Here is a 24,485-nt window from a genome sequence, read left to right as displayed (position 1 = left end):
CTCGCGAAGAGGCCCGTCGCTACAGCCTCTATTTAAGATCAGCCGAAACCTTCTCCGCCACATCCTTCGGCAACCAGGCCTGCCACACGTCCGGGTGGGCCTTCATGAAGGTCACCGCTGCATCCCGTGGCGCCGTGTGCTTCTCGCTCATTTCCGCCAACGCCTTGTTCAACGGCTCGATCGGAAAATCCACTTTGCTGAAGAACTCGGCAATCTGCGGATACTGCTTCTGGAACGGCGTAGACACGCCAATCGACAGCTTCGAGGCCAACGATCGGGTCGGTTTCGGGTTGGGATTATCGGCGTCGGTCAGCGTCTTCCACGCCTCGGCATCAAACGGCGGCTCTTCCAGCTGCACCAGTTTGAACTTGCCCAGCAGCGGCGTCGGTGACCAGTAGTAGAACAGCACCGGTTTGCCGCGACGAATCGAAGAACTGATCTCGGCATCCAGCGCCGCGCCTGAGCCACTGCGGAAATTGGTGTAGTCATCCTGGAGACCGTAAGCCGTCAGCTTCTGCTTGTTGACCACTTCCGAGGTCCAGCCGATCGGGCTGTTGAGGAATCGCCCCTTGCTCGGTGTTTCCGGGTCCTTGAACACGTCTTTGTATTTCTTCAGATCGCTGACACTGCGCAAATCCGGCGCCAACGGCTTGATGCCCTTGGCCGGGTCGCCCTTGATCACGTACTCCGGCACCCACCAACCCTCGGTAGCGCCCTTGACCGTATCGCCCAGGCTGACGACTTTGCCTTCGGCCTCGGCCTTGACCCACACCGGACTGCGCCCGGCCCATTCTTCGCCAATGACTTGAATATCATTGTTGGCCAGTGCGGTTTCCAGCGTGATGGTGGTGCCAGGCAAAGTGTCGGTCGGCAAACCATAGCCCTTCTCGACGATGATCCGCAGAACATCGGTAATCAGGCTGCCGCTTTCCCAGTTCAGGTCGGCAAAATGGATCGGCGCCTGGGCGGCCATCACCGATTGCGCTGATGTCAGCAAACCGAACGTGGCCACGCTGGCGGCCAATAACCGTCGAAATCCGTTCATGCATTGCACCTCGTGCTGTTCACAGCAATGGCAGGATGGCCTGACAGAAGACCGCAAGCCTCTGAATACTCAGTCAACTGACTGTAGCCGAGGTTCCTGCTTTTTCCGGGCCGAACCCCGGACGAGGTCATGAATCAGACTTTTCCTGCAAGCTTTGCAGCTCACGTCTGACCATGCTGGCGTACTCCGCGGGACGCAACTGATAGATCTGCGCCGCCACCCAATTCAACCAGGCGCCTTGCAGTTCGGCCTTGGCGGTGAACAAACGCCGGGCCTCCTCGCGTGCAGTGTCGAGGTTTTGCGAATGGAAATCCGCGCGGTTCACTCGCTGGCCTTGAACGTCACCAGTTCACCCTTGCGCCACTTGGCGGCTTTGGCGGTCACGGCTTTCAGCGTTTTGGTCAGGCCTTCCTGCAATTGCTGATGAGCGGCAAACACGGTCACTACGCTATGGCCTTCCTTGAACAGGATCGCGTGCCCGTCAGCGGTCTCGACGAATGCGTAATCGCCCAGTCCATAGACCGTGAGTTTGATTTCACGAAAGCGGATATCCATCTTGCCGCCCTCGCGGCTGGGCAAGACCGATGCACTGAAATGATCGCCGACCTTGAGTTTCAGCCCCGGCTTGTCATCAACCACCAAGGCGCTTTCGGTGTCGATCTCGGCCACGTAAATGCCTTCGGCGTTCTGCTCAGTGATGTAAACAAAACGCGACTGGAACAACTTGACCAGCTTTGCACGCAAATCACCCAACACGAACAACGCATGCATATCGAGATTACTGACTGCCAAAGAATCATCCCCACATCTGAAAAAACCGCACACGGAAAACGCGCACGGCAAAAAACGGCCAGGCCGATGTCACTGCCAAATCAATCAATAGAGCCCGAATCGAGCAGAGTGCTCATTCAACACGAGGCTGGTAAGACTACTGGATTGTCACACGCGAAACTCATCCCGATGTCGCCAAAGCTTGAAGGAAAAATCCTCACCGTTGGCAAGAGCAGTCTGACTACTGACTTTAGGGAAAATTCTCACGAAAAAAAGCACTTTTCCGACATATCGCTGGCGAAAAATTGCTTTAGATAAGCCCTGTCGCCAACGGGTACTGGCGATTCTAGAGCAGCGATGCTCATTCCGACTACCCGCAACGGTCTGTAAATATCGGCCAACTGATGAAAAGGACTTCATATGTGCACCCTGACTCACTTTGCCATGACCCCTGACGCCCGGAACGAATTGCCGCTGATACTGCGTGCCACCGTTATCAACGACCATTACCCGCGTTTCCAGGTCGTACCCGCCGGCAATGCCTTCTTCCATATAAAGGAAACATTGACCGGCCGTGTAAGAGGTTTCCGCGAAGATCACAACGAAGCATGTGCGCTTGCTCGCTCACTTGAAATGCAAATCGAACTCCTGGCCAGCGACTGCCTCAGATAAAGAGAACGATTGACGGCACCCTACCGGCGCAAATCAGAAAGGAGTACATGATGGATCTCGAAGGCTACAACTTGAAAACCCTCTTCGATCAGTTGAACCTGCCTTCCGAAAGCGCAGACATCGACGACTTCATCGAAACCCATCCACTGGACGCCGAAACCAAACTGGTCGACGCCCCCTTCTGGTCGGAATCTCAAAAGCAAACGCTCGAAGAGTGGATCGGCAAAGACGACGACAGGGCAATAGTTTTCGATGAACTGAACGTACGCCTGCACGACGGCAAGTAATTCTGATCAGTGCAGGCTGTCACTCGGCTCGGCGTGCAACTGCGCGAGCCACGCGGCCTTGCACTCCTCGGCCTCGTCGCGACTGGCAAACGCGGTACCGCGACGCTCGCCATTGAGCAACACCACCCAGCAGACGCTGCGCCCCATTGCGCGTAAACCCGCAGGCACGCCACTGCCGATCATCACGGCGACATCAACTCTGCACTGCATGCAGCCCTCCCGAAATCATTAGCACCCTAACTAAGCGGTCAGATTAATGATTTCTTCCGAGCGGAAACAGCAAGCTCCGTGCACAGATTCATTGCATCAGAAGTAACAATCGCTCAACGCGGACTTTCCGGCTTATAGCCCAGACGCAATCCACCCCAGTGCCGGCCCTTGATCATGATCGGCACCGAAAGGTCATGCATCAGCTCACCGGTGTCGCGGGTGTAGGTCTGCAATAACACCGGTTGCTGATGGCTACCGCAGCGAATACCGGTGCGGTCGGCAAACTTGCGTTTGGTGCGATTGTTCACTGCGTCGACCTGCGCATCGCCCGTCAACGGCTGACTGAACAGCTGATTATGCGTCGGCACATACCCCTGTTGCGTGCAGGCAATGGCGAACACCAGCCCCTCGTGACGCGGCAACAACGGCTCCTGAATTGCCGGCAACACCTGATCGGTGTAGCGGTCGAAACGGGTTTGAAATTTCGCCGGTTGTGTATTCGGGATCGGCTGATACTGGCGATCAAACAGGTCTTCGAGGCTGATCCGGCCCTGCTCGACATCCGCCTCGAAACGCGCAGTAATCTGGCTCGCGCCTTCGCGGGCCAGATCGTAGATACGCTGGTGATAGTCATCCAGACCGACTTCAGCCAAGCGCTCGCTGATGGTTTCCGCCTGCCCTTCCATTTGCACTGCCGCTTCAGCGAGGCGGCGGGTCTGTTGATCGCTGATCGCCAGATCGCTGCGCATTTGCTCAATGGCTTTGAAAAGACTGTCCAGTTGTTCGCGATTGGTTTCCGCGCCCTGGGCGATTTCACCGACCTGACTTTCCACCCCGGCAGCCAATCGTGCAATGTTGTCCAGATGCTGACCGGTGTGCTCGACCTGCTCGACACCGGTCTGCAGATCACTCGACAGCTGGCGAATCTGCTCCACCACCTGCGCCGTGCGTTGCTGAATATCAGCGACCATCTCACCGACTTCACCGGTTGCCGACGCCGTGCGCGCGGCCAACCCGCGAACTTCGTCCGCCACCACCGCAAAACCGCGACCATGCTCACCGGCTCGCGCCGCTTCGATCGCCGCGTTCAATGCGAGCAGATTGGTTTGACTGGCAATCGACTGAATCACCAGCGTCACGCGCTGAATATCATCGCTACGCACACTCAAGGCTTCGATCAATTCACGGCTGGCATTGGCGCGCTGGCTGAGCTGATGCATGCGCGAGATCGAATCCACCAGTTCCGTGCGCCCTGCTGCGCTGCTGTGATGCGCCTGACTCGCTGCCTCAAGGGCTTCGCGGCTGAGTTGCGACGTCGCGTGCTCGGTGGCGATCATCACCTCGGCGTTGCTGACAATCTGCGCCGCCGCATCGAGTTGCGATTCGAGCTTGCTCGCCAGTTCCTTGACCGAAAACGCCACGCCGGCCGCCGACAACGCGTTGTGGCTGGTGGTGTAGGAAAGGTCGCGGGTCAGTTCGGACATTGCGCTGCCAAGGTCGGCAGGCTGAGATTCGGGGATGGCTCGGGAGCGCAGGCGCGGCAGCCAGATAATCAGCACTGCCAGCGGCATGCCGATGTACAGCGACCACTCACCCAGTGTCATGCCGGCCAGCAACAGCATCAGGGCGATGCTTTGCAGGGTCGGTGCGATCCAGCTGTTTTTCGGCAAAAGCACTGGTGCAGGCAACGCCCCAACCAGAGATCCATCTCTCGTCATTTCAACACCCCACGCTTGTTCTCATTGTTGTGACTGCATTAAACGCCACTACAACGCCATTATCCATGGTCCGTTAGTCGTGGGGTCTGTGGCAGGTCAATGGAACGGCTCGGGTTTATTGAAGACGAGCAAAAACAAAGATCGCAGCCTCCAGCAACGCCCGTGTAGGAGCTGCCGAAGGCTGCGATCTTTTCAAGGCGCCCCTATTGAAAGGGTCACCTCGCAGAATCAGGCCTGACGCTGGTGCTTGTCGATCTGCTCGTGACGCTCTTGAGCTTCGATGCAGTACTTGGTGGTCGGGCTGATCAACAGGCGCTTCAGGCCGATAGCCTCGCCGCTGTCATCGCACCAGCCAAAACTGTCTTCCTTGATGCGCTCAAGGGCTTGTTCCAGTTGCGGCAGCATGCGCTGGTCGCGATCGATCGCGTTTACCAGCCAAGTGCGCTCTTCTTCAACCGAAGCCGCGTCTGCCGGGTCAGCCGGGGTGTCCAGGCTTTCGATGGCGATACGATTTTGCTCAATGCGCTCGTGGGTTTCGACTTTCATGTTCTGCAACAGCTCAGTGAAGAAAGCGTGCTGCTCGGCATTCATGTAGTCATCTGCCGGCATGGCCAGCAACTTGTCCTTTGTCATTGATATCTCTATAAAAAAACGTGCATTAAGGCGAATTAGGGAGCGTTTCGGCGAACCGCGTGCGGTCGGCGAAAAGGCATCGTTTATTGCAAATGCCACCCGGCACTCAATTTACGAGGGGCGGCAGTCTAAGGCCCGATCGAGGCCTCAGCAACTGTAAATACAGGGAATTTGTCCGACAAAGCCCGGAAACTGCTCTGACACAGCGTTACACGGGCAATCGGAGTGCGTTTATAGCAAGAAATTCAGTCGAGCGGCTGTATATAGAAGACAAACGGCTAACCGCGCTGCGTTCAGACGCAATTTTTTACCACGCACTGCATCGTTTCAGCAAAGCAGACCCCGAAAGGCCCCACTACTATCAGGCCCACCGTGTGATCAACCAGCCTGAAGGATGACCTATGCCCCGCCCCGATCTGCCGGCCACCGACGAGGTTCCTCTCGCCAGTCCCCCGATCAATGCCGAGCGCCTGCTGCAACTGATCACCGAGGAATACGACGCTCTGCCGCGCCAGCTCAAACGCATCGCCAGCTACATCAGCCAACAGAGCGACCGGATCATGGTCGACCGCATCAGCGACATCGCCCGCGAATGCGAAGTGCACCCGTCCGCCATCGTTCGCTTCTCGCAACGCTTCGGTTTCAGCGGCTTCAGCGAAATGCAGGCGCTGTTCCGCAGCGCTTACACGCACAAAGCCTCGCCGGTGCAAAACTACCAGCAACGCATCCGCAGCATGATCGCCAACCCGTCGCAGCAAGCCAGCGCCGGCGACCTCGCCCGCGAATGCATCGACGCCACCCGCTCCGGCATCGAACGCCTGGGCCGCGAACTCGACGACGCTGCGTTCGAAAAAGCCGTCGACCTGATCGTCAACGCCGACAACATCTACGTCGTCGGCGTGCGCCGCTCCTTCGCCGTCGCCGACTACCTCGTTTACAACTTGCAACACACCCAGAAACGAATTCATCTGGTTTCAGGGCTAGGCGGCAGCTATCGAGAGCAAATGCGCAGCGTGCGCGCCAACGACCTGGTCATCGCCATCAGCTTCGTACCCTACGCCAAGGAAACCCAACACTGCCTGCGCTTCGCCCGACAGCAACGGGCCAACACCCTGATCCTCACCGACAGCCACCTCTCGCCACTGGCAAAACTCGCCGACAGCGTATTGCTGATCAACGAAGGCAGCGCCCTCGCCTTTCGTTCGCTGAGTGCAACGTTGTGTTTGTGCCAGGCCTTGTTTGTGGCGGTGGCCTATCGACTGGAACTGAATGTCGATGAGATTCACGAACAACCGGGATTCGACGACTGACAATTGCCTAAACGTCGGCCAGGTTATGCCTTCCCACCGGTTTGACTTGAAGGAACGCGTCATGAAACTGATCGGTATGCTGGACTCTCCCTTACGTACGCCGCGTGGCGATCTCCGCCTAATGCCTGGACGCCCACCACAGAAATCAGCAGGTGCGGATTGCGCGGGTGGTCAGATCAACGGTAAGGCGGAGCGCTCCGGTAATAGATGGGTGCAACGGTTGAGGACCGTCAACTGCGCAAAATCGATAACGTCATCACCCGCCAGCCAATGCCGTCCCGGGAAGCTGTATTTGACGGGTTTCGTACTGTCACCCAGACCCATGCACTGAACGCTCACGACTTTGTCAGCAAGACTGGCAAATGCATGAGGCAAGGTTGCTAGAGCGATGTCTGGCGCTTCGAAAAACCTGCCATCAAAACCATCGAAACTGATGGTCCGAAGAGCAAGATCAACAACCTTGATCAAGCCCTTTGCGGTAATGACGCGTAGTCGGTCGGTAAAGGTTTTCTCGGGGTCGTAATCAAGCAGACAAACTGTACACGTTCCAATTTTCAGCTTGTTTCCTTCCAACCATACATCGATGTTTCCCAGGGAAGTAGCGTCAAACTCCCAGGTCGATATCTGACTCTTTCCTGTGTCAGGCCAAGTGCCTTTTGTCTCGATTTCCAATGATGCACCTGCCACAAGATGAACCAGATATACAGAGCCCGCCCCTCTAATTTTTCCGGTTGGTGCTTGCGAATGGAATTTGAGGCAGCATGGTGTGTCGTACAGTAAAAATGGGACTTCGCGATATGTTGTTCCGCTTGGAGTTGTCATTGTATTGCTCCGATGATTTGCCATTGGGCTATTGAAAAAAGAGGCATCGCACCTGATCTGCAAGGACAACAAGCAGCGTCGCCGCCCTGGCGAGATCAGGTGTTTTCATGGAGTAATTGTCGGCAACCGGATTTCATCAGGTGCGGTATATAGATATCGCCTCGAAAATTTTTGCGTTTGGGGTACCGGATCAGCGTCCAGCAAACGTAATGTTTGTGCCTGGCCACGTTTTGTCGCGGGTGGACTGTCCGCTGGCAGAAAATCGATGAGATGCGCGTGAACAACCCGGCTTAAACGACTGACAATTGCCTCAACGTCGGCTAGGTTATGCCTTCCCACCGGTTTGACTTGAAGGAACGCGTCATGAAACTGATCGGCATGCTGGACTCCCCTTACGTGCGCCGCGTGGCGATCTCCGCCAAACGCTTGGGGATCGACCTCGAACACGAGTCGGTCTCGGTGTTCCGCCACTTCGAGCAATTCCAGCAGATCAACCCGGTGGTCAAAGCCCCCACGCTGATCCTCGACGACGGCGTGGTCCTGATGGACTCGACCCTCATCCTCGACTACCTCGAAGCCAGTTCCGGCAAAAGCCTGCTGCCGAGCGATCTCAAACAACGCGCCCACACCCGGCGCCTGATCGGCCTCAGCCTCGCCGCCTGCGAAAAAGCCGTGCAGCTCTACTACGAGCGCAACCTGCGCCCGGCCGACATTCAATACCAACCGTGGGTCGAACGCGTCGAAGGCCAACTCGCCGCCGCGTTAACCGCCCTCGAGCAAGAACTGGAAAAAACCGGCCTGCCCACCGACGGCACCCTCACCCAGGCCGGCATCAGCCTCGCCGTCGCCTGGAGCTTCACCGGCCTCGTCGTCCCCGACCAGATCGACACCCGCCGCTACCCGCACATCGCCCAATACACCGCCTACGCCGAAACCCTCGAAGCGTTCGTCAGCACCCCGATGACCTGACCATGAGCACCACCGACACCGCCGCCCCGGCATTAAAGGAAATCTTCAACGCCGAGCGCTTGCAACACATCGCCCGCGAAATGAGCGCCGTGTACCCGGCGTTCAAGGCCAAGGCGTTTCTCAAACATGCCGAGGACGGACTCGCCGAATTATCAGTGATGCAACGCATGGCGCGTGTCAGCGAAAGCCTGCATGCCGTGTTGCCGCTGGATTACCAAGATTCCCTCGAAGTGCTTTTCGAACTCGCCCCACGATTGAACAGCGGCTTCGTCAGCATGTGCCTGCCGCATTACGTCGCGAGCTATGGCGGGCACGCGTTCGATACCTCCATGGATGCGCTGAAATACTTCACCACCTTCGGCTCCTCCGAATTCGCCATCCGCCACTTTCTGCGCAGCGACCTGGAACGCTCGCTGGAACGGATGCACGACTGGACCCGCGACGAAAACCACCACGTTCGACGCCTCGCCAGCGAAGGCAGCCGCCCTCGCCTGCCTTGGTCGTTTCGATTGGAAGCGGTGCAGGCGGATCCGCAGTTGGCCTCCGGGATACTTGATCGGTTGAAGGCGGATGAGAGTTTGTACGTGCGCAAGTCCGTGGCGAATCATTTGAATGATGTGACGAAGGTGCATCCGGAGTGGGTGTTGGACACGATTGAAGGGTGGTCGTTGGAGAATAAGCATACGGCCTGGATTGCAAAGCATGCGTTGCGGAGTTTGATCAAGCAGGGGGATTTGCGGGCGCTGACGGTGATTGGCGCGGGGGCGAAGGCTGAGGTTGAGTTGTTGGATGTGCGGGTTGAGCCGGCGGTGGTGCGGTTGGGGGAAGCGATTACGTTGTCGTTTGTGGTGAAGTCGACGGTGGCGCATGAGCAGCGGTTGGTGATTGATTATGCGATTGACTATGTGAAGGCGAATGGCGGGGTTTCGAGGAAGGTTTTTAAGTTGAAGACGGTGGATTTGGTGGGGTTTAAGAGTGTGGTGGTGGGGAGGAGACAGCAGATTAAGGACTTTACTACGCATAAGCATTATTTCGGGCAACATAGAGTGAGCGTTATAGTTAATGGTATTTTTATGTCCAGAAGTGCATTTGACATTATCCAAGGTTGAACCCAAAAAACGCCTTGAAAATGATCCGGTAGATTCTAAAATAATCACCCCCTCGAAAGGCAGCCACGAGATGACGCGCAAAAACATAACGGAACGCTCACCGCGCTTGACATTTTCGGCTTCATCTTAGTTAATTGACGAGCGCCGTAGAAAAAAGCCTTTACAATAATGCCCCATGGAAAGCGAGTTTTTAATAGGATATTAGGAGCAAATAGTGCCAGCAAACTCAAGCGAATATTTCTCGCCAGCTATTCGTAGAGTACGAATCCAGCATTTAACAATTTACGAGATATCTGAAGACAAACTAAAAAACTTAGGGTCTGGATCTTCGGCTTCTTTACATCTCAATTTCTCGATCGCTCTTCTTTCCACTTTCGCTTCTTTATCGATCGCAATATCAACAACTACCTTCCCTTCCGACAAAGTATATTTGCTATTTTCTGCAACTTTGATCAGCCATTATTGGTTTTTCCTTATTATTCCCCTGGTTCAAGCAGCACAGATCTGGACCCATTATTGCAAAAACAGTCCGAGACCGTTTGATCCCCGATAGCGAACCAATTCCATTTCCAACTCTGTTAGATATTCAAGAGAATGATTCATGAAATTCACTCACTACGATCTTAAACAATGCCAGCAAGGGCAATCTGTCGAAGTAACCTTGGAAGGTAACGCTGCTAATGTGCTTTTAATGGACAGCATTAATTTTCAGAATTACAAGAATGGCCGGAAGCATCAGCATTTTGGTGGCCACATGACAACTTCAATTAGCAAACTACCGATCCCACGCACTGGGCACTGGCACGTAGTGATTGATTTAGGCGGTTTCCCAGGCTCGGTACGTTCAAGTGTTCGAGTCATTCAATAACTATATCAATAACTTAGCGGGCAATGGAGAACAAACCACAATCAACATCACCTAAAAATGGGGTTTCACCTCCGAACTTTACCATGCAAAAAATCTAACTTTTAGTTCTCACTTAAGAACCAAGGGGGACAGTTTGATTTTTTTGAAAAAAAATCCGCACCTTTTCTCTCCAGAAAACCAGTATAAAAGTGCGCAACACCACCACTATTTTTCTCACAACTCTCAAATTGATTAGTGCACGACAAGCAAAGCTAAAAGGAAACCGTTTTGAACGAAATAACCAATATACTAGAGCATAAAAAATTCTCTTCAATCTCCAAGCTGGACACCTCCGAACTTATAAAATGGAAAAATGATGAAATCAATTTCTGGTCGGAGAACCTGAAAAAAATCAACCAAAATAAAAACCAGGCTCACTTACCAAGCATCAGCCAAGCAACCATTAACAAAATAACCACTTATATTCAGCAACTTGAAAAAAGCAAAGAGATCATCCCTAGTAATGAAGCGAAAGAACAGATCATAAACTTTGTCTATGAGGCGAACCTCCCAAATCATGACGAGCACGTATCTCAGATATTAACAATAAACGCTTACGCCCCCTTAAAGTTCGAACTTATATTAATCTCTTACGAACTATCACTAAATAGTGAGCTATCGGCCCTTACAGAAATTTACACCCAAAAAGCCACCTTACTGGCTGAGTCAACTAACCTTAAAATAAATGAAACTATAAAAAAATTTAACAACGAACTTGAAGTCAAGATTGAATCCGAGAAAAAAAACATTCAGGCAACAGTCGAAAGAATAAATGAGACCAGTGCAGCAGCAGTTGAACGAATTAAAAACGCAGTATCTGCAGGAACTGAGGCAGTAAACCTTTCCGAACCTGTAAGATATTGGAATGAGAGACGATCAACCCATCAAGAAAATGCTATAAAAAATGGGAAGCGGGCTGTATTTTCTGCATGCACGTTCCTAAGCATGTTGGTACTATTAATAGCATATGAATACGCAGCAGGCAGAGAACTCAACTACTCATGGGGAACTATAAACCTTCCAAAAAACAACTTCAGCATTGCATTTTTGATTGTCTTCACGACTGCTGGTATTTGGTGTACACGAATTTTCATAAAATTAATGATGGCTAACATCTCACTAGAATCTGAATCCCTCGAACGATCAACGATGATAAAAACTTATGTAGCAATGATTGCCATCAATGGTTCACCCGACGCAGACAAGCAAACTCTTTTCTATACGACCTTATTCAGACCTACGCAAAGTTCTTTCTCCGAAGAGGGGACAGCACCAGAATTCAGCAGAATACTTGAAATAATAATGAAAAAATAAATCCCACTTCATCTAATGCAATTGTAAACTTCTTTAGGGACGTCGTACTTTTCGATATATCGCTTGGGCTTTTCGTTAACCGGGTGCGCGCATAACACCCCTGGTTATGGACATGGCTCGGCCCAAGCGGTTTTACCCTAACTGAGCCTTGGCCAGTTCACATGACAATGGCATGGCTGTTAGATACTACAAAATCCCCCCTAGAACCAAACCTTACAGTTTTCGGGTTCCCCACTCACTACTTTCCCATTCAGATGTCGAGTCATTTTTTGCTGGAAGTAGACTAATAGACTGGAAGGTATTCATGAACAACGCGCAACAGGATGTTAGGTTTCTTGATTACCTTTCGGCTTACCAACTCCCATACGGGACGCCGAACTTCTCGATGTAGTGCTTGGATTTTTCACTGACAGAATATGCGTATCGCCCTTGGTTCTTCCCCTGGCTGGGCCCCAAGGGATCGATCTCGGCTTGAGTTCTGGTCACTTTGACAGGACGGTGGCAAGAGTCTCTGACAAACACCTGCACAACGCCCCCAGGAGCAAGGCCCAGGTAGATTGAAGCGCTATAGCTAGCCTGCTGTTCCGGAGCTTCCGGACACCGCTGATTAACCGACTTCATCATCAGGTTCCTCGCCTCTTCGGGCACATCAACCCAAACATGATATGTCTGTGGCTCGACAATTGATTGCCAGCGCACGTAAATGCGCTTGGGAAGATCAGCACCAATCACTGGTTTTGCAGCACCACCTACTGCGTGCCAGCCTCGAGCGGACTCTTTACCGTCTTCTGGCTCCCCGCCTGCGGCCGTTCCGGATCCTGTGCGCTTGAATAGCTTGCCGTTGATGTCTTCTACAGCGCTGTCCTCAACCCACACCTTCATGTAATAGGGCTCGGTGAACGCAAGCTCCCAGGATTCGGCTTTGGGATCATTCTTGGCCGACAGCGGATCAGCAGATTGACAGGCTGTCATGAATAGAGCGCACAGCAGGGTCACAAGAACTTTCATTACCAAAGCGTCCAGTCAGGTACATGAGGATGTTGCACGCGGATTGAGTCTTCCGTGGGGGCATTGATGTAAACCGCGTTGATTCCACTGCCGTCTTTTCGGCCAAGTGGATGGTTCCAATTGGCGGAGGTGTGAATGTACTTCAATTTCAGCAATTCATCTTCTTGCGCTGTGACGCTGTAGTCACCTGCCAAGAATCTATCGCACAGGGGTTGCAGCTCTTCAGGAATGGCCAGATCAGGCGTATCTGGAATGTCGTTGAATCGAGCTCCCTTATCTTTTGCCAAGCGGTGCATCACTCGCAGGTAGACCCTGGACAACATGCCACTCACCGGGCGTTTAAGCTGCAGAGCGGCGTACACACGCTTCACATTGGGACTGAGTCGATCTTGCGGGCTGTTCGGCATCAGCAATGCGTCGGGCGTTACGATTTCAAGCATTTCCGTAGGCCAGCCTTTGGCTAACCACTGGGTCTTGGCATTGACGGCATCGCGGTAGATCGAAGTCGTCGTGACATCAGTATTCCAAGGCACGATCAGCGTTTGCATGGGACTGACAAGTACACACTCCTGCGCCTCTTCCAGATAGCCTCCGCCGATATCCGAATGCACGCCCGGCAAGGTTATCTCCAAGTGATCCGCTTTGACGCGACTGAGTGCAAAGTTGGCGCGGCATTCATCACGGGCAGACAACTGCACGACGTCAGTAAAAAAACGACGATCGAGATAGAGTTTGATGCCGGTCGCAACAGCGCTTTTGATGTTGCCAAGATTCGACCAACCAGCAATCGATGGGACGGTATCGAACAAGCCGATAAACCCCATGTTGATGTCACTTTTATACTGGTCGTTGAATTTAGGGCTGAAGGCTCTGGGCAGGTTTCTCAGCACGGTGCCAAGCGGGCCACGACTGGTGCGGACGATCTCATTGGCAAAATGTCGAGCCGCTGCGGCGCCACGACTGAAGCCAAACGTGTCGAACGTCAAGGAAGCGATTTCACTCCCTGGGTTATCGATCAGGACTCGGCTGATAGCTTGTTGAATGACTGGAAATGAGGACTCGACTCGACCGGCAACACCTGTTTCACCGCGTCCGGTGCCAGCGCCGAACTTACTGTCTTCTTCTCCGGAGCGCGTGCCAATGCCCTCGATATAGACGACGCGGGAGGTTCGCTTCAGCGGCCCCTCTCCTACTGCGTCAGGTACGGCGTCATACAAGTCGCTCAGCCTTTTCACATTGCTGACATCGTTGCCGTAACTGCTGTCCGGATCACTCATGTAAGGCATGCAACTCGCAGGAATATCCTCCGGCGCAATCGGATGCTGCGCCCCACACAGCAATCCCGCCGCCGTGTTGTTCGCATTATTCCCAGTGCCATCAAAGAACACCCCAATCCTCAACGCAATCCCGATTTTCTCAGGTTCGCGCGCAGGTTCTTTCCCGTGTTTCTCATATTCCGCCCAACGCTGGGCGTGAATATCGACGGGTTTGGCTTCTTCGTAGCGATGGTTTGGGGGGGGGTTGGGTACGTAGCCACTCATCCGTGATTCCTGGTTCTGATCCTTGAGAACGGCCCGAAGGGTGACAGCCGAGCCTGGGGGGCGCAAGCCGTGGCCGTGTGCCAGCCAGGGTGTGACAGCGGGGTTCGACGAGGGTTTCCCCTCGTCGGGGTGGGGGTTAGCTGGCGATTTCGACGTTATCCAGCGCTTGGTTGACGGCGATTTCGCCGAGCATCACAACTTGGGCGATGCCCAGTGCGGTTTTGCGGTGGGAGGTTTCGAGCATGGCGGCGAAGTTGAGGAGCATTTCGCTGGCGGAGCCGAGGGTTTCGCTGGCGTTGGCAAGCAGGGATTCGCTGTTGTACTTGGGGTTGGCGAGGTACATGCGTTCGGGTTGTTGGGTGCTAGCCATGATTTGGCTGGCGGGTTTGAGGTAGTGGTCGAGGGCGCGTTCGGCGGCTTCGTGGAAGCGCTTTGAATCGGGGGATTCGTAGGGGGAAGTTGAGTCGGTTTCTGGTGGGTTGGGTGTTGGTTTGATCATTGATGAAGCTCCTACGTCAAAAAAAGGAGCCGTCACTCTCGCTACCAAACGAGGGTGGCGGCCATGCGCAGGTTGGTAGACCGGGACGTAGAAAACCGGCGCGCCCGAAGACGCCCTGTGCATGACCACCATAAAGCCGTGTCGAACAGACACTGCGAATCATGATGCTTATGCAATCTACGAAAACTCAGGGCTACCAAACCCGATCGCTGTTTTCAGCGACCGACAGACGATAGAACCCGCGACCTAGACGCACAAGCCGGCGGATTCTGGCTTAGTCGTAGGTAACGGCGCAAGGCGTTGTAGGGTTTCGGTGGTTACTTGAGGCTTCGTTTAAACAGTGGTGGTTTTTACTGTTTATTTCGGTCAGTGGTTGATGGGGTGATTGGGTGGACGTCTTCGCGAGCAAGCTCGCTCCCACAGGGATTTGTGGTTGAGTTGGGATTGGTGGTGGCTGAGCTGGCGTTATCGCGAGCAGGCTCACTCCTACAGGGGATTGAGTCTGGCTTGGGATTTGGGGTGGCTGGGCTGACGTCTTCGCGAGCAGGCTCGCTCCCACAGGTTTTGTGTTGGGCTCGGGGTTCGCAGTGGCCGGCTGGCATCATCGCGGGCAAGCCCGGCTCCCACAGGGATTGGGGGATGGTTAGGGTCGGTGGCGTGTCATGTTGATCAACGCTGAACGTTTGCCACCCGGCGCCGGGCGCTCTTCGATGGAGAACGGCACGAAGCCGAGTTTTGGGTAGAGCAGCAGGCCTGCGGTGTTTTCATTGAAGCAGGACAGTTGCACTTCCTTGGCCTGGTATTTTTCGAAACCCAGTGCGGTCATGGTTTCGACGATGTATTGCGCAACACCTTGGCCACGGGCGTAGGGCGCGACGATGACGTTGCCGATGCAGCAGATGCCATCGTGCTCAGCGCGGTAGAAGTTGGCGAAGCCGACGAATTCGCCGTTGGCCAGGAACACCGTGGAGTCGAAACGCTGGCTGATCGCGCTGTGCATCTGCTCTTCCGTCAGCGGGAAGTTGGCTTTCGGGAACATGAAGAACAGCTCTTGTTCACCTTGGGGAAAGCTGCAGAGGGTGTTGACGTCGTCGGCCGTCACTGGCCGGTGGGTGAAATTCATCGCTGCCCTGCCCTCACTTTTTACCCGCCAGATGATGCGCAACCAAGGCGTTGGCATGGCCGTGGCCCATGCCGTGTTCCTCCTTGAGCCACGCCACCAGTTCCATGTGTTTCTTGTCGGCGAGGCCGGCGAGCAGGTTCAGCCAGTGATCGATGGGCTGACCGTATTTTTTCTCGATGGAGGGAAAGTACGACGCCGGGCCTTTTACCTTGTTGTCTTCGCTCATGTTGCAAACTCCCTGTGGTCCCGACGGAGGGTCGGCGGACGCTCCTTGTCGGCAGGTCATAGAGTGGACGCGAGACGCTGTTCCGGCAAGTGGCCCGCCGATCAGTTCGGGCCACACGGCACCCGTTATTTTTTCGATAGCGCTCTGAGTCGCTCTCTATCGGTCAGCCCATCGGTCCTGACGCTGGCGACAGTTGTGTGGTTTTTCTGCTCCGGCGAAAGGATCGGTTCGCCGGGGTATCGGTAATCGCTAAAGCCCTGCATGACTTTTTGGTCGATGGCACTGTTACCGCAACTTTGCCGCAAGGCGATTGCTGGCATCAACGAGCCGGGGGTGTAAGTCAGTTCCAGCTGCACCGACTTGCGCTCGGGGGTCGACAGCTTTTCTTGCGCCAGCGCTTTCTCGATATCTTCAATCTTCGCCCTGACGCCGTACTGCATCCGGTTGAGATAAACCTTGTTGTACTGCTGTTGTTGTTCGATCGTCATCACCACGCCTTTGGTGCGCAGGCGTTGGAGGTTGTCCCATGAGTCGGCTTTGAAATACAGCTTCAGCGCCCCCTGAAGGTCTTGCGGGCCGCCTTTGCCGTTCTCCAGAAACTCGGCGACTTTGAGCTCCATTGCGGTATTGCCGGGCTCCGCGATAGAGCGCTCATAAAAGTCCCGGGCAGCCACCAGATCGACCGGCCCGCCGACACCGGCTGCCGCCATATCGCCCAGGCGGCTGTAGACATTCGGCGCACGTCGGGCCACCGCCTCATAGATGTCTTTGGCCTTCTCGATATCTTTCGGCACGCCATGTCCCTGCTCGTACATCTCACCGAGGATCACCTTGCAGTTGGTGTTCTGGGTGCTGAGATAGCGGATGTCGTCGAACTGCTGCTCGCTGATCGACGCTTGCTTGAAGTACGCCGCACAACGAAAGCTGGGGAATTCATCGTTCGCAAGATTGGGGCGATGGTGGGATTTGCAGCCTGCAACGAGGGCAGTAAGCGCCAGTACAGCAACAACCTTGTTCATGAATGGCATCCGTTGAAATCGTGCAGATTTCATCGGCAGGCAGGCGCAAAACCTGAGGTGTCGGTTACTCGAACACACCACAAAAAACTGTGGGAGCGAGCCTGCTCGCGAAGAGGCCGTGTCAGCCAACGTCATCATAGGCTGACACACCGCTTTCGCGAGCAGGCTCGCTCCCACAGGGGTTGTAGTGGATCAGGGTTATTCCGTACGCCCCGGCAGCATGCGAACGAGGGTGTTATCCCGCACCCAATAATGGTGAAACAACCCCGCCAGCGCATGCAGCCCGATCAGCCAGTAACCGGTGCTGCCAATCAGTTCATGCCAGTACTTCAGTTGCTTGGCGAAGTCCGGGTCGATGGCCACGGGTGCCGGGACGTGGAAGCCGAAGTACGGGAACGGTTTGTCGGCGGCGGCGAGCATCAGCCAGGCGAGGATTGGGGTGGCGATCATCAGGCCGTACAGCGCCAGGTGTGTCAGGTGCGCGATGCCGGTCTGCCACGCCGGTGGCTTGGGCGTGATCGGCGGGCGTGGACTGAGGCGGCCGAGCAGGCGGATCCATACCAGGGCGAAGATGCTCGCGCCGAACAGGCCGTGGAAGCCCATCAGCAAGCCGCGCGCTTCGCTGCCCTTGGGCATGTAGCCCTTGATTTCGACGCAGGCGTAGACGCCGACGAACAGCGCCAGCATCAGCCAGTGCAGGGTGATTGAGAGTTTTCCATAACGGGTTACGGCGGTGTCGCGGGTCATAAGCTGCGCCTCGTGATAGTCGTGAATGGCGGCCGATTCGTTCGACCGTCTCGATCCGGTTGCCGGGCGAACCGACGGCGTTACCCTGCCCGCCCAGTCTTAAGAGAGTCTGAAGACAGAGCGTCAGATTAACCTTTTTTCACCTTCAGACTTCGTTAAGAAATGCCTCCGATACTCGCCTCAAACCATTGAGGGAGGCGTTCTGCCCATGCCCGATTTCGACTGGAACATCCCCCTGCCCCTGCGCTTCGGTCAAGCCGAGACGCCGCAGATGACGTTGACCGGTGCCCTGCCCGACGATGCCCTGCGAGAGCCGTTCGAAGCCTTCATTCAGCAACGTTTTCGCAAGGCCCATGGTGCCGATATTCGCCACTTCATGCCCGAGCTGTTCGGCATGCACAACGGCGATGGCGAGTTGTGTGCCGTGGCCGGGGTGCGTCGCGCGCATCTGCAGCCACTGTTTCTCGAGCGCTATCTGGATGAGCCAATCGAACCGTTGATCAGCGCGGCGGCGAATCGTCCGGTCGAGCGCAGCGCCATCGTCGAAGTCGGCAACCTCGCCGCCAGCGACACCGGCAGTGCGCGCCTGAGCATCATCGCTATCACCTACCTGCTGGCCATGGGCGGCCTGGAATGGGTGACGTTCACCGGCAACATCGGCCTGGTCAACAGCTTCCATCGCCTGGGTTTGAAGCCAGTGACATTGTGCGCCGCTGATCCGGATCGATTGGGTGACGAGCGTCAACACTGGGGCAGTTATTACGAAAGTAAACCTTGGGTGCACGTCGGCAACATCCGCGCCGGGTTCATCCATTTGCGCAATATCGGCCTGTTTACCCGCCTGGGTTTGCCGAGTTCGATTGAAGGAGCCTGCCATGTCGCTTGAACTGCAACGCTTCCAGGAAACCCTGCGCGACCATGCCCGGCGCAATGACAACGCGACCGCCCTGTGGGGCGACACGCTGAAACTCGATTACGCCACGGTGTACGCCGAGGTGCTGTATCGCCAGGAGCGCTTGCGCGATGAGCAAGCGCAGGTGATTGCGCTGGCGCTGGACAACGGCGTCGACGCGATGCTCTGGGATCTGGCCGTGCTGTTCGAAGGCCTGACTTGCGTGACCCTGCCGCCGTTTTTCAGTGCGGCGCAACGTGCCCACTGTCTGGAACAGAGCCAGGCCGAACGAGTGATCGCCGAGCCGGAGCTGGGCGCCGAACTGCTCGCGGCCGGCTATGAACAACGCGGCGAGTTCTGGTGCCGCTCGTTCAGTGGCCCCAGTCGTATGCCGGCCGGCACGGCAAAACTCACCTTCACGTCCGGCACCACCGGCACGCCGAAAGGTGTGTGCCTGAGCGCCGACAGCCTGCTGCGGGTTGCACGGGAGCTGCATCAAGCCAGCGAAGCGACAGGCCCGCAGCATCATCTGGCGCTGTTGCCGTTGGCGATCTTGCTGGAGAACCTCGGCTGTTACGCCGCGCTGTATGCCGGCGCGATGCTCAGTTTGCCGAGCCAGAAAACCCTCGGCATTCAGGGCGCCAGCGGTGTCGAGATTCCGCGCCTGCTCGGTTATCTGGCCAGCCGTGCGCCGGAGAGTCTGATCCTGGTGCCGCAGTTGCTGCTGTTACTGGTCAGCGCCGCCGAGCAGAAAGCCTTCGACCCGCAAACTCTTCGCTTTGCCGCTGTCGGCGGTGCGCGGGTGTCGGCGGATCTGCTGCACCGCGCGCAACGGCTCGGGCTGCCGGTTTATGAAGGTTACGGCTTGTCCGAATGCGCCTCGGTGGTGTGCCTCAATCGCCCTGGTGCGCGCCGCCCCGGCAGCGTCGGCCGACCGTTGCCGCATGTCGAAGTGCGCCTGGCCGAGGACGGCGAAGTGCTGATCAAGGGCTCGACGTTGCTCGGTTATCTGGGCGACGCGCCGTACGCTGATGAGTGGTGGCCGAGCGGCGATCTGGGTGAGTTTGACCCGGAAGGTTTTCTTTATCTCAAGGGCCGCGAGAAGCACCAGTTCGTCACCAGTTTCGGGCGCAACGTCAACCCGGAATGGGTCGAGTCCGAGCTGACCCAGCGCCGCCATATCGCTCAGGCGTTCGTTTACGGCGAGGCCTTGCCGCGCAATCACGCCCTGCTCTGGCCGCATCGCCCGGACTGCACCGACGCCGAACTGGCCGCTGCCGTCGCCGAAGCCAACGAGGCCTTGCCCGATTACGCCCAGGTGCATCAGTGGACGCGACTGCCACAACCGTTCACCGCCGCCAATGGCTTGCTCACCGCCAACGGCCGCCCGCGCCGCGACGCCATCGTCGCGCAGTACCACGCGCAATTGACCGAATCCGCTGTTTCCGAGGAGTCCGCATCATGAGTTTTTTTGACACCCTGCAAGAAGCCACGCAACAGGAACGCCACGAACTGTTCAACCTGCCGATCATCCTCGATGCCCTGCAAGGCAAGGTCAGCCTCGACAGTTATCGGGCGTTTCTCGCCCAGGCGTATTACCACGTGCGCCATACCGTGCCGCTGATGATGGCCTGCGGCGCACGCCTGCCGACGCGTCTGGAATGGCTGCGCAAAGCGGTAGCCGAGTACATCGAAGACGAATACGGCCACGAGCACTGGGTGCTCAACGACATCGCCGCGTGTGGCGGTGATCACGATGCGGTGCGCGACGGGCAGCCGTCGTTGTCGATCGAGTTGATGGTCAGCTTCCTTTACGACCTGATCGCCCGGGGCAATCCGGTGGGTCTGTTCGGCATGGTCAACGTGCTCGAAGGCACCAGCATCGCCCTGGCCACCCACGCGGCGGGCAGCATTCGCGAGCGCCTGGCGTTGCCGGAAACCGCGTTCAGTTACCTGAGCTCCCACGGTTCGCTCGACATCGAGCACATGCAAACCTATCGGCACCTGATGAATCAGTTGGAAGATCCTGCCGATCAAGCCGCCGTGATCCATGCCTCGAAGGTCGTTTATCGCCTGTACACCGACATGTTCCGTGGCTTGCCGCGTGACGCGGAGGCTCAACATGCAGCTGCGTGAGGCGCGGGTGGTGCTGACCGGCGCCAGTGGCGGCATCGGCCTGGCCATCGCCGAAACCTTGTGCGCCGCTGGTGCCCATGTGCTGGCGGTAGCGCGGCATCAGGAGGCACTGGCGCCGCTGCTCAAGCGCTACCCCGAGTCGTTGTGCTGGGTCGGCGCTGACCTGACCTTCCTCAGCGACCGGCGCAAAGTGTTGGTCGCCGCCGAAGCCATCGGCGGCATCAACTTGCTGATCAACGCCGCCGGGGTCAATCACTTCGCCATGCTCGAACAGCTGGATGACAGCGACATCAACGCGATGCTTGCAGTGAACATCAGTGCGCCGATGTGCCTGACCAAACTGCTGTTGCCGTTGCTCAAGCAGGCCGACAGCGCGATGGTGGTCAACGTCGGCTCGACCTATGGCTCGATCGGCTACCCCGGTTACGCCAGTTATTGCGCGAGCAAATTCGCTTTGCGCGGGTTTTCCGAGGCGTTGCGCCGCGAGCTCGCCGACACTCGCGTCAGCGTGCTGTACGTCGCGCCCCGCGCCACGCGTACCTCGATGAACAGCGCCGCCGCGCAAGCGTTGAACGATGCACTCAAGGCCAACGTCGACGATCCGCAAACCGTGGCTTCGGCGGTGATCCATGCGATAGCAGGTGATCGCCGCGACCTCTATCTGGGCTGGCCGGAACGCTTCTTCGTCCGCCTGAACAACCTGCTGCCGCATCTGGTCGATCGAGGCCTGCGCAAGCAGTTGCCGCTGATCCGCCGCCTCAGTGAAAAACCTGACAACGAGTCGCCAAAGCCATGAAAAAACTATCCGCATGCCTGTTGCTCGCCGTCCTGAGTCAAAGCGTCTGGGCGTTGGAACCGGCCGACCAGAAACGTCTCGAAGGCATCCAGCAGAGCTGGGCGCACATCCAATATGAAGTGGCGGAAAAACAGCGCGCCGCCGCATTCGAGCAATTGGCCAGCGAGGCCAACGCGTTCACCACGCAGCGCCCGGCGGTGGCCGAAGCGTGGATCTGGAAAGGCATCGTCACCAGCAGTTGGGCCGGTGCCGAAGGCGGCCTCGGAGCCTTGGGCAAAGCCAAGGACACCAAGGCCGACCTGGAGAAATCCCTGAGCCTCGACCCCAAAGCCCTGCAAGGCTCGGCCTACACCAGCCTCGCCGCGCTGTATGACCGTGTGCCCGGCTGGCCCATCGGTTTCGGCGACAGCGACAAGGCCGAGCAACTGCTCAAGCAAGCCTTGCAACTCAACCCCGATGGCATCGACAGCCTGTACTTCTGGGGCGATCACCTCTACCGTCAGAAGCGCTACGCTGAAGCCAAAGCTGCGCTGCTCAAAGCCCAGCAAGCCGCGCCGCGCCCGGGCCGCGAAAGTGCCGATGCCGGGCGCCGCAAAGAGATCGCCGCCCTGCTGGTGGACGTGAACAAGAAACTCGACTGACAGGAGTCCGCGTGCGTTTATTACTGGTTGAGGATGACGTGGCGCTGGGTGAAGGCATTCATCAGGCGCTGGGCCGCGAGGGTTACACCGTCGACTGGCTCAAGGACGGCAGCAGCGCGTTGCATGCGCTGCTCAGCGAAACCTTCGATGTCGCCGTGCTGGATCTCGGTCTGCCGCGCATGGACGGCCTGCAAGTGCTGCGCCGCCTGCGTGACAGCGGTTCGAATCTGCCGGTGCTGATTCTTACCGCTCGCGATGCCACCGAGGACCGCATCGCCGGGCTCGACGCCGGGGCCGACGACTACCTGATCAAACCGTTCGATCTGGACGAGCTCAAGGCACGCTTGCGCGCCTTGTTGCGCCGCAGTGCCGGGCGCGCCCACGCGTTGATCGAACACGCCGGCATCAGCCTCAACCCCGGCACCCAGCAAGTCAGCTATCAGGGCCAGCCCGTGGCCCTGACGCCCAAGGAATATCAGTTGCTGCACGAACTGCTGTCACCGCCGGGTCGGGTGATGACCCGCGATCAACTGATGCAACTGCTTTACGGCTGGAACGAAGAAGCCGAAAGCAACACCCTCGAGGTGCACATCCACCATCTGCGCAAGAAATTTTCCACCGACCTGATCCGCACCATTCGCGGTGTCGGTTATCTGGTGGAGGAGCGTCGATGACCTCGATCCGCCGCCGCACGCTGACCCTGATCATCGGCCTGTTGCTGGCCGGCCTCGCGGTACTCAGCACCTTCAACCTGCATGACAGCAACCACGAAATCGCCGAGGTCTACGACGCGCAACTGGCGCAGAACGCGCGTCTGTTGCAAGGCGTGATGCGCATGCCACTGGCCAGCAAACAGCACGCCGAACTGTACCAGGCATTCAACTCGGCGCTGGGCGAAGCGGTGCCGCGTGGCGACGGTCATCCTTACGAACGCAAAATTGCCTTTCAGGTGTGGAATCCTGCCGGTGATGTGTTGGTGCACACCGCCAGCGCACCGTCCTTCAAGGCGCCGCCGACGCAGCCCGGCTTCAGCGATGTGGTGGATCTGAACAGTCGTCACTGGCGCGCCTTTCTCCTCGAAGACCCGCAAAACAACCTGCGCATCTGGGTCGGTGAGCGCGACGATGTGCGCGCCGATCTGGTCGACCGCATCGTCCGCCACACGCTGTGGCCGAACGTGGTCGGCAGCTTGCTGCTGGCGGCGATGGTCTGGCTGGCCATCGGCTGGGGTCTCAAGCCCTTGGCGAACATGGCCGAGACCCTGCGCGCCCGTCACAGCGGTTCGCTGGAACCCTTGCAACTGGCGCCGCTGCCCAGTGAGCTGGAACCGATGCAGGCGGCGCTTAATCGCATGCTCGCGCAGATCCAGGAAGTGCTTGGCCGTGAACGGCGTTTTATCGCCGATGCCGCCCACGAAATGCGCACGCCGCTGGCGGTGCTGCGGGTGCATGCGCAAAACCTGCAGGAGGCCGGCACCGAGCAGGAGCGCCGCGAATCGCTGGCGTTTCTGATCGCCGGGGTCGACCGCACCAGTCGCCTGGTCAACCAGTTGCTGACCATGGCGCGCCTGGAGCCGAAACCCAATCCGCCGCCGCTGCAACGCATCGACCTCAGCGAAACCGTGCGCAATAGCCTGGTGCAACTGACGCCTTGGTTGCTGAGCAAACACCTGGAGCTGGCCTTCGAAGACAGCGCACAGCCGTTCAACATCATGGCCAGCCCCGACACCATCGACATCGCCCTGAACAACCTGATCACCAATGCCGCCAACTTCTCCCCCGAGCACGGCGTGATCACCGTGCTGCTCAGCCAGGACGAGGGTTTCTATCACTTGAGCGTCGACGATCAAGGACCGGGCATCGATGAAGCGGACCGGGCGCGGTTGTTCGAGCGCTTCTACAGTCGCGGCAATGCCCAGGGTGCGGGGCTGGGGCTGACCATCGTCAACACCATCGCCACGCAGTTGGGCGGACGAATCACCTTGGTCAACCGCGCTGAAGGCGGCCTGCGCGCGACGTTGTCGATTCCTGACGGGCAACCGCGCACCGCCGGGCAACGCAGCACCCGCGAGCCGTCGCAGAGTTGAGTCC

At 57.0% G+C, this 24,485-nt stretch carries 28 protein-coding genes; 14 read left to right on the top strand and 14 right to left on the bottom strand.

Features of this window, described 5'->3' with window-relative positions; translation table 11 throughout:
• Positions 1 to 28: 28 nt before the first annotated feature.
• The 3 genes from P3G59_RS12055 to P3G59_RS12045 form a co-directional block, all read right to left on the bottom strand.
• Positions 29 to 1,045, bottom strand: coding sequence for an ABC transporter substrate-binding protein (locus P3G59_RS12055; protein ID WP_277761715.1), 1,017 nt, complete (start codon positions 1,043 to 1,045; stop codon positions 29 to 31).
• Between the two features lie 127 nt (positions 1,046 to 1,172).
• The gene (locus P3G59_RS12050; RefSeq protein WP_277761714.1) at positions 1,173 to 1,370 is read right to left on the bottom strand and encodes a hypothetical protein; all 198 of its coding nucleotides are present in this window, start codon (positions 1,368 to 1,370) and stop codon (positions 1,173 to 1,175) included.
• Positions 1,367 to 1,816, bottom strand: coding sequence for a hypothetical protein (locus tag P3G59_RS12045; protein WP_052178306.1), 450 nt, complete (start codon positions 1,814 to 1,816; stop codon positions 1,367 to 1,369). The genes P3G59_RS12050 and P3G59_RS12045 overlap by 4 nt, the downstream gene beginning before the upstream one ends.
• 420 nt (positions 1,817 to 2,236) lie before the next feature.
• Between P3G59_RS12045 and P3G59_RS12040 the strand changes: the two genes are divergently transcribed.
• Positions 2,237 to 2,488, top strand: coding sequence for a hypothetical protein (locus P3G59_RS12040; RefSeq protein WP_277761713.1), 252 nt, complete (start codon positions 2,237 to 2,239; stop codon positions 2,486 to 2,488).
• Positions 2,489 to 2,538: 50 nt separating this feature from the next.
• Positions 2,539 to 2,775: a DUF2789 family protein gene (locus P3G59_RS12035; RefSeq protein ID WP_277761712.1), complete on the top strand. Its 237-nt coding sequence runs from the start codon at positions 2,539 to 2,541 to the stop codon at positions 2,773 to 2,775.
• Positions 2,776 to 2,781: 6 nt separating this feature from the next.
• Here P3G59_RS12035 and P3G59_RS12030 read toward each other — a convergent pair whose 3' ends face one another.
• The 3 genes from P3G59_RS12030 to P3G59_RS12020 all read right to left on the bottom strand — a co-directional run bounded on the left by P3G59_RS12030 (position 2,782) and on the right by P3G59_RS12020 (position 5,336).
• Complete coding sequence (locus P3G59_RS12030; protein WP_122600076.1) at positions 2,782 to 2,985, bottom strand: hypothetical protein; 204 nt, start codon at positions 2,983 to 2,985, stop codon at positions 2,782 to 2,784.
• Between the two features lie 113 nt (positions 2,986 to 3,098).
• Positions 3,099 to 4,703, bottom strand: coding sequence for a methyl-accepting chemotaxis protein (locus P3G59_RS12025; RefSeq protein WP_277761711.1), 1,605 nt, complete (start codon positions 4,701 to 4,703; stop codon positions 3,099 to 3,101).
• Between the two features lie 228 nt (positions 4,704 to 4,931).
• A complete protein-coding gene (locus P3G59_RS12020) occupies positions 4,932 to 5,336 on the bottom strand; it encodes a TraR/DksA family transcriptional regulator (protein WP_003225981.1) in 405 nt (134 codons plus the stop codon).
• 401 nt (positions 5,337 to 5,737) lie between these two features.
• On the opposite strand from P3G59_RS12020, the gene P3G59_RS12015 reads away from it, so the two are divergent.
• Positions 5,738 to 6,646 carry a MurR/RpiR family transcriptional regulator gene (locus tag P3G59_RS12015; RefSeq protein WP_277761710.1) on the top strand — a complete coding sequence of 303 codons (909 nt, stop codon included), beginning with the start codon at positions 5,738 to 5,740 and terminating at the stop codon, positions 6,644 to 6,646.
• A gap of 171 nt (positions 6,647 to 6,817) precedes the next feature.
• Here the strand turns inward: P3G59_RS12015 and P3G59_RS12010 are convergent, their stop codons facing one another.
• Complete coding sequence (locus tag P3G59_RS12010; RefSeq protein WP_277761709.1) at positions 6,818 to 7,468, bottom strand: hypothetical protein; 651 nt, start codon at positions 7,466 to 7,468, stop codon at positions 6,818 to 6,820.
• 363 nt (positions 7,469 to 7,831) lie between these two features.
• Between P3G59_RS12010 and P3G59_RS12005 the strand changes: the two genes are divergently transcribed.
• The 4 genes from P3G59_RS12005 (at position 7,832) to P3G59_RS11990 (ending at position 11,767) form a co-directional block, all read left to right on the top strand.
• A complete protein-coding gene (locus P3G59_RS12005) occupies positions 7,832 to 8,437 on the top strand; it encodes a glutathione S-transferase (protein ID WP_277761708.1) in 606 nt (201 codons plus the stop codon).
• A 2-nt stretch (positions 8,438 to 8,439) separates the two neighbouring features.
• Positions 8,440 to 9,546, top strand: coding sequence for a DNA alkylation repair protein (locus P3G59_RS12000; protein ID WP_277761707.1), 1,107 nt, complete (start codon positions 8,440 to 8,442; stop codon positions 9,544 to 9,546).
• Between the two features lie 601 nt (positions 9,547 to 10,147).
• Entirely contained in the window at positions 10,148 to 10,414 is a 267-nt protein-coding gene (locus tag P3G59_RS11995; protein WP_277761706.1) for a DUF1883 domain-containing protein, read from the top strand.
• A 267-nt stretch (positions 10,415 to 10,681) separates the two neighbouring features.
• Positions 10,682 to 11,767: a DUF6161 domain-containing protein gene (locus P3G59_RS11990; protein WP_277761705.1), complete on the top strand. Its 1,086-nt coding sequence runs from the start codon at positions 10,682 to 10,684 to the stop codon at positions 11,765 to 11,767.
• A 351-nt stretch (positions 11,768 to 12,118) separates the two neighbouring features.
• Here P3G59_RS11990 and P3G59_RS11985 read toward each other — a convergent pair whose 3' ends face one another.
• From P3G59_RS11985 to P3G59_RS11955, 7 genes are all read right to left on the bottom strand, one after another.
• The gene (locus P3G59_RS11985) at positions 12,119 to 12,775 is read right to left on the bottom strand and encodes a DUF2931 family protein (protein WP_277761704.1); all 657 of its coding nucleotides are present in this window, start codon (positions 12,773 to 12,775) and stop codon (positions 12,119 to 12,121) included.
• Positions 12,775 to 14,316, bottom strand: coding sequence for a DUF2235 domain-containing protein (locus tag P3G59_RS11980; RefSeq protein ID WP_277761703.1), 1,542 nt, complete (start codon positions 14,314 to 14,316; stop codon positions 12,775 to 12,777). The genes P3G59_RS11985 and P3G59_RS11980 overlap by 1 nt, the downstream gene beginning before the upstream one ends.
• A 136-nt stretch (positions 14,317 to 14,452) precedes the next feature.
• Positions 14,453 to 14,815: a DUF6124 family protein gene (locus P3G59_RS11975; protein ID WP_277761702.1), complete on the bottom strand. Its 363-nt coding sequence runs from the start codon at positions 14,813 to 14,815 to the stop codon at positions 14,453 to 14,455.
• Between the two features lie 643 nt (positions 14,816 to 15,458).
• The gene (locus tag P3G59_RS11970) at positions 15,459 to 15,938 is read right to left on the bottom strand and encodes a GNAT family protein (RefSeq protein ID WP_277761701.1); all 480 of its coding nucleotides are present in this window, start codon (positions 15,936 to 15,938) and stop codon (positions 15,459 to 15,461) included.
• Between the two features lie 13 nt (positions 15,939 to 15,951).
• Positions 15,952 to 16,164, bottom strand: coding sequence for a DUF4287 domain-containing protein (locus P3G59_RS11965; protein ID WP_277761700.1), 213 nt, complete (start codon positions 16,162 to 16,164; stop codon positions 15,952 to 15,954).
• Between the two features lie 125 nt (positions 16,165 to 16,289).
• Positions 16,290 to 17,183 carry a tetratricopeptide repeat protein gene (locus P3G59_RS11960; RefSeq protein ID WP_277761699.1) on the bottom strand — a complete coding sequence of 298 codons (894 nt, stop codon included), beginning with the start codon at positions 17,181 to 17,183 and terminating at the stop codon, positions 16,290 to 16,292.
• 198 nt (positions 17,184 to 17,381) lie between these two features.
• Positions 17,382 to 17,930, bottom strand: a complete 549-nt coding sequence (locus P3G59_RS11955) for a cytochrome b (RefSeq protein ID WP_277761698.1) — start codon at positions 17,928 to 17,930, stop codon at positions 17,382 to 17,384.
• A gap of 208 nt (positions 17,931 to 18,138) precedes the next feature.
• On the opposite strand from P3G59_RS11955, the gene P3G59_RS11950 reads away from it, so the two are divergent.
• From P3G59_RS11950 to P3G59_RS11920, 7 genes are read left to right on the top strand one after another with little or no spacing between them, the layout of a single operon-like run.
• Positions 18,139 to 18,816 (top strand): thermostable hemolysin, encoded by a 678-nt coding sequence (locus P3G59_RS11950; RefSeq protein WP_277761697.1) that lies wholly within the window; start codon positions 18,139 to 18,141, stop codon positions 18,814 to 18,816.
• Positions 18,806 to 20,287 carry an AMP-binding protein gene (locus P3G59_RS11945; RefSeq protein ID WP_277761696.1) on the top strand — a complete coding sequence of 494 codons (1,482 nt, stop codon included), beginning with the start codon at positions 18,806 to 18,808 and terminating at the stop codon, positions 20,285 to 20,287. The genes P3G59_RS11950 and P3G59_RS11945 overlap by 11 nt, the downstream gene beginning before the upstream one ends.
• The gene (locus P3G59_RS11940) at positions 20,284 to 20,958 is read left to right on the top strand and encodes an iron-containing redox enzyme family protein (protein ID WP_277761695.1); all 675 of its coding nucleotides are present in this window, start codon (positions 20,284 to 20,286) and stop codon (positions 20,956 to 20,958) included. Before P3G59_RS11945 ends, P3G59_RS11940 begins: the two co-directional genes overlap by 4 nt.
• Positions 20,945 to 21,754, top strand: a complete 810-nt coding sequence (locus P3G59_RS11935) for an SDR family oxidoreductase (protein ID WP_277761694.1) — start codon at positions 20,945 to 20,947, stop codon at positions 21,752 to 21,754. The genes P3G59_RS11940 and P3G59_RS11935 overlap by 14 nt, the downstream gene beginning before the upstream one ends.
• Positions 21,751 to 22,395 (top strand): tetratricopeptide repeat protein, encoded by a 645-nt coding sequence (locus P3G59_RS11930; RefSeq protein WP_277761693.1) that lies wholly within the window; start codon positions 21,751 to 21,753, stop codon positions 22,393 to 22,395. The genes P3G59_RS11935 and P3G59_RS11930 overlap by 4 nt, the downstream gene beginning before the upstream one ends.
• A gap of 11 nt (positions 22,396 to 22,406) precedes the next feature.
• A complete protein-coding gene (locus P3G59_RS11925; RefSeq protein ID WP_277761692.1) occupies positions 22,407 to 23,069 on the top strand; it encodes a response regulator in 663 nt (220 codons plus the stop codon).
• Positions 23,066 to 24,481, top strand: a complete 1,416-nt coding sequence (locus P3G59_RS11920; protein ID WP_277761691.1) for an ATP-binding protein — start codon at positions 23,066 to 23,068, stop codon at positions 24,479 to 24,481. Before P3G59_RS11925 ends, P3G59_RS11920 begins: the two co-directional genes overlap by 4 nt.
• The last annotated feature ends 4 nt before the right edge of the window (positions 24,482 to 24,485 follow it).

Origin of the sequence: Pseudomonas sp. A34-9, from assembly GCF_029543085.1 — a bacterium.
Classification (GTDB): Bacteria; Pseudomonadota; Gammaproteobacteria; order Pseudomonadales; family Pseudomonadaceae; genus Aquipseudomonas.
This window is presented reverse-complemented; position numbering and strand designations above follow the sequence as displayed.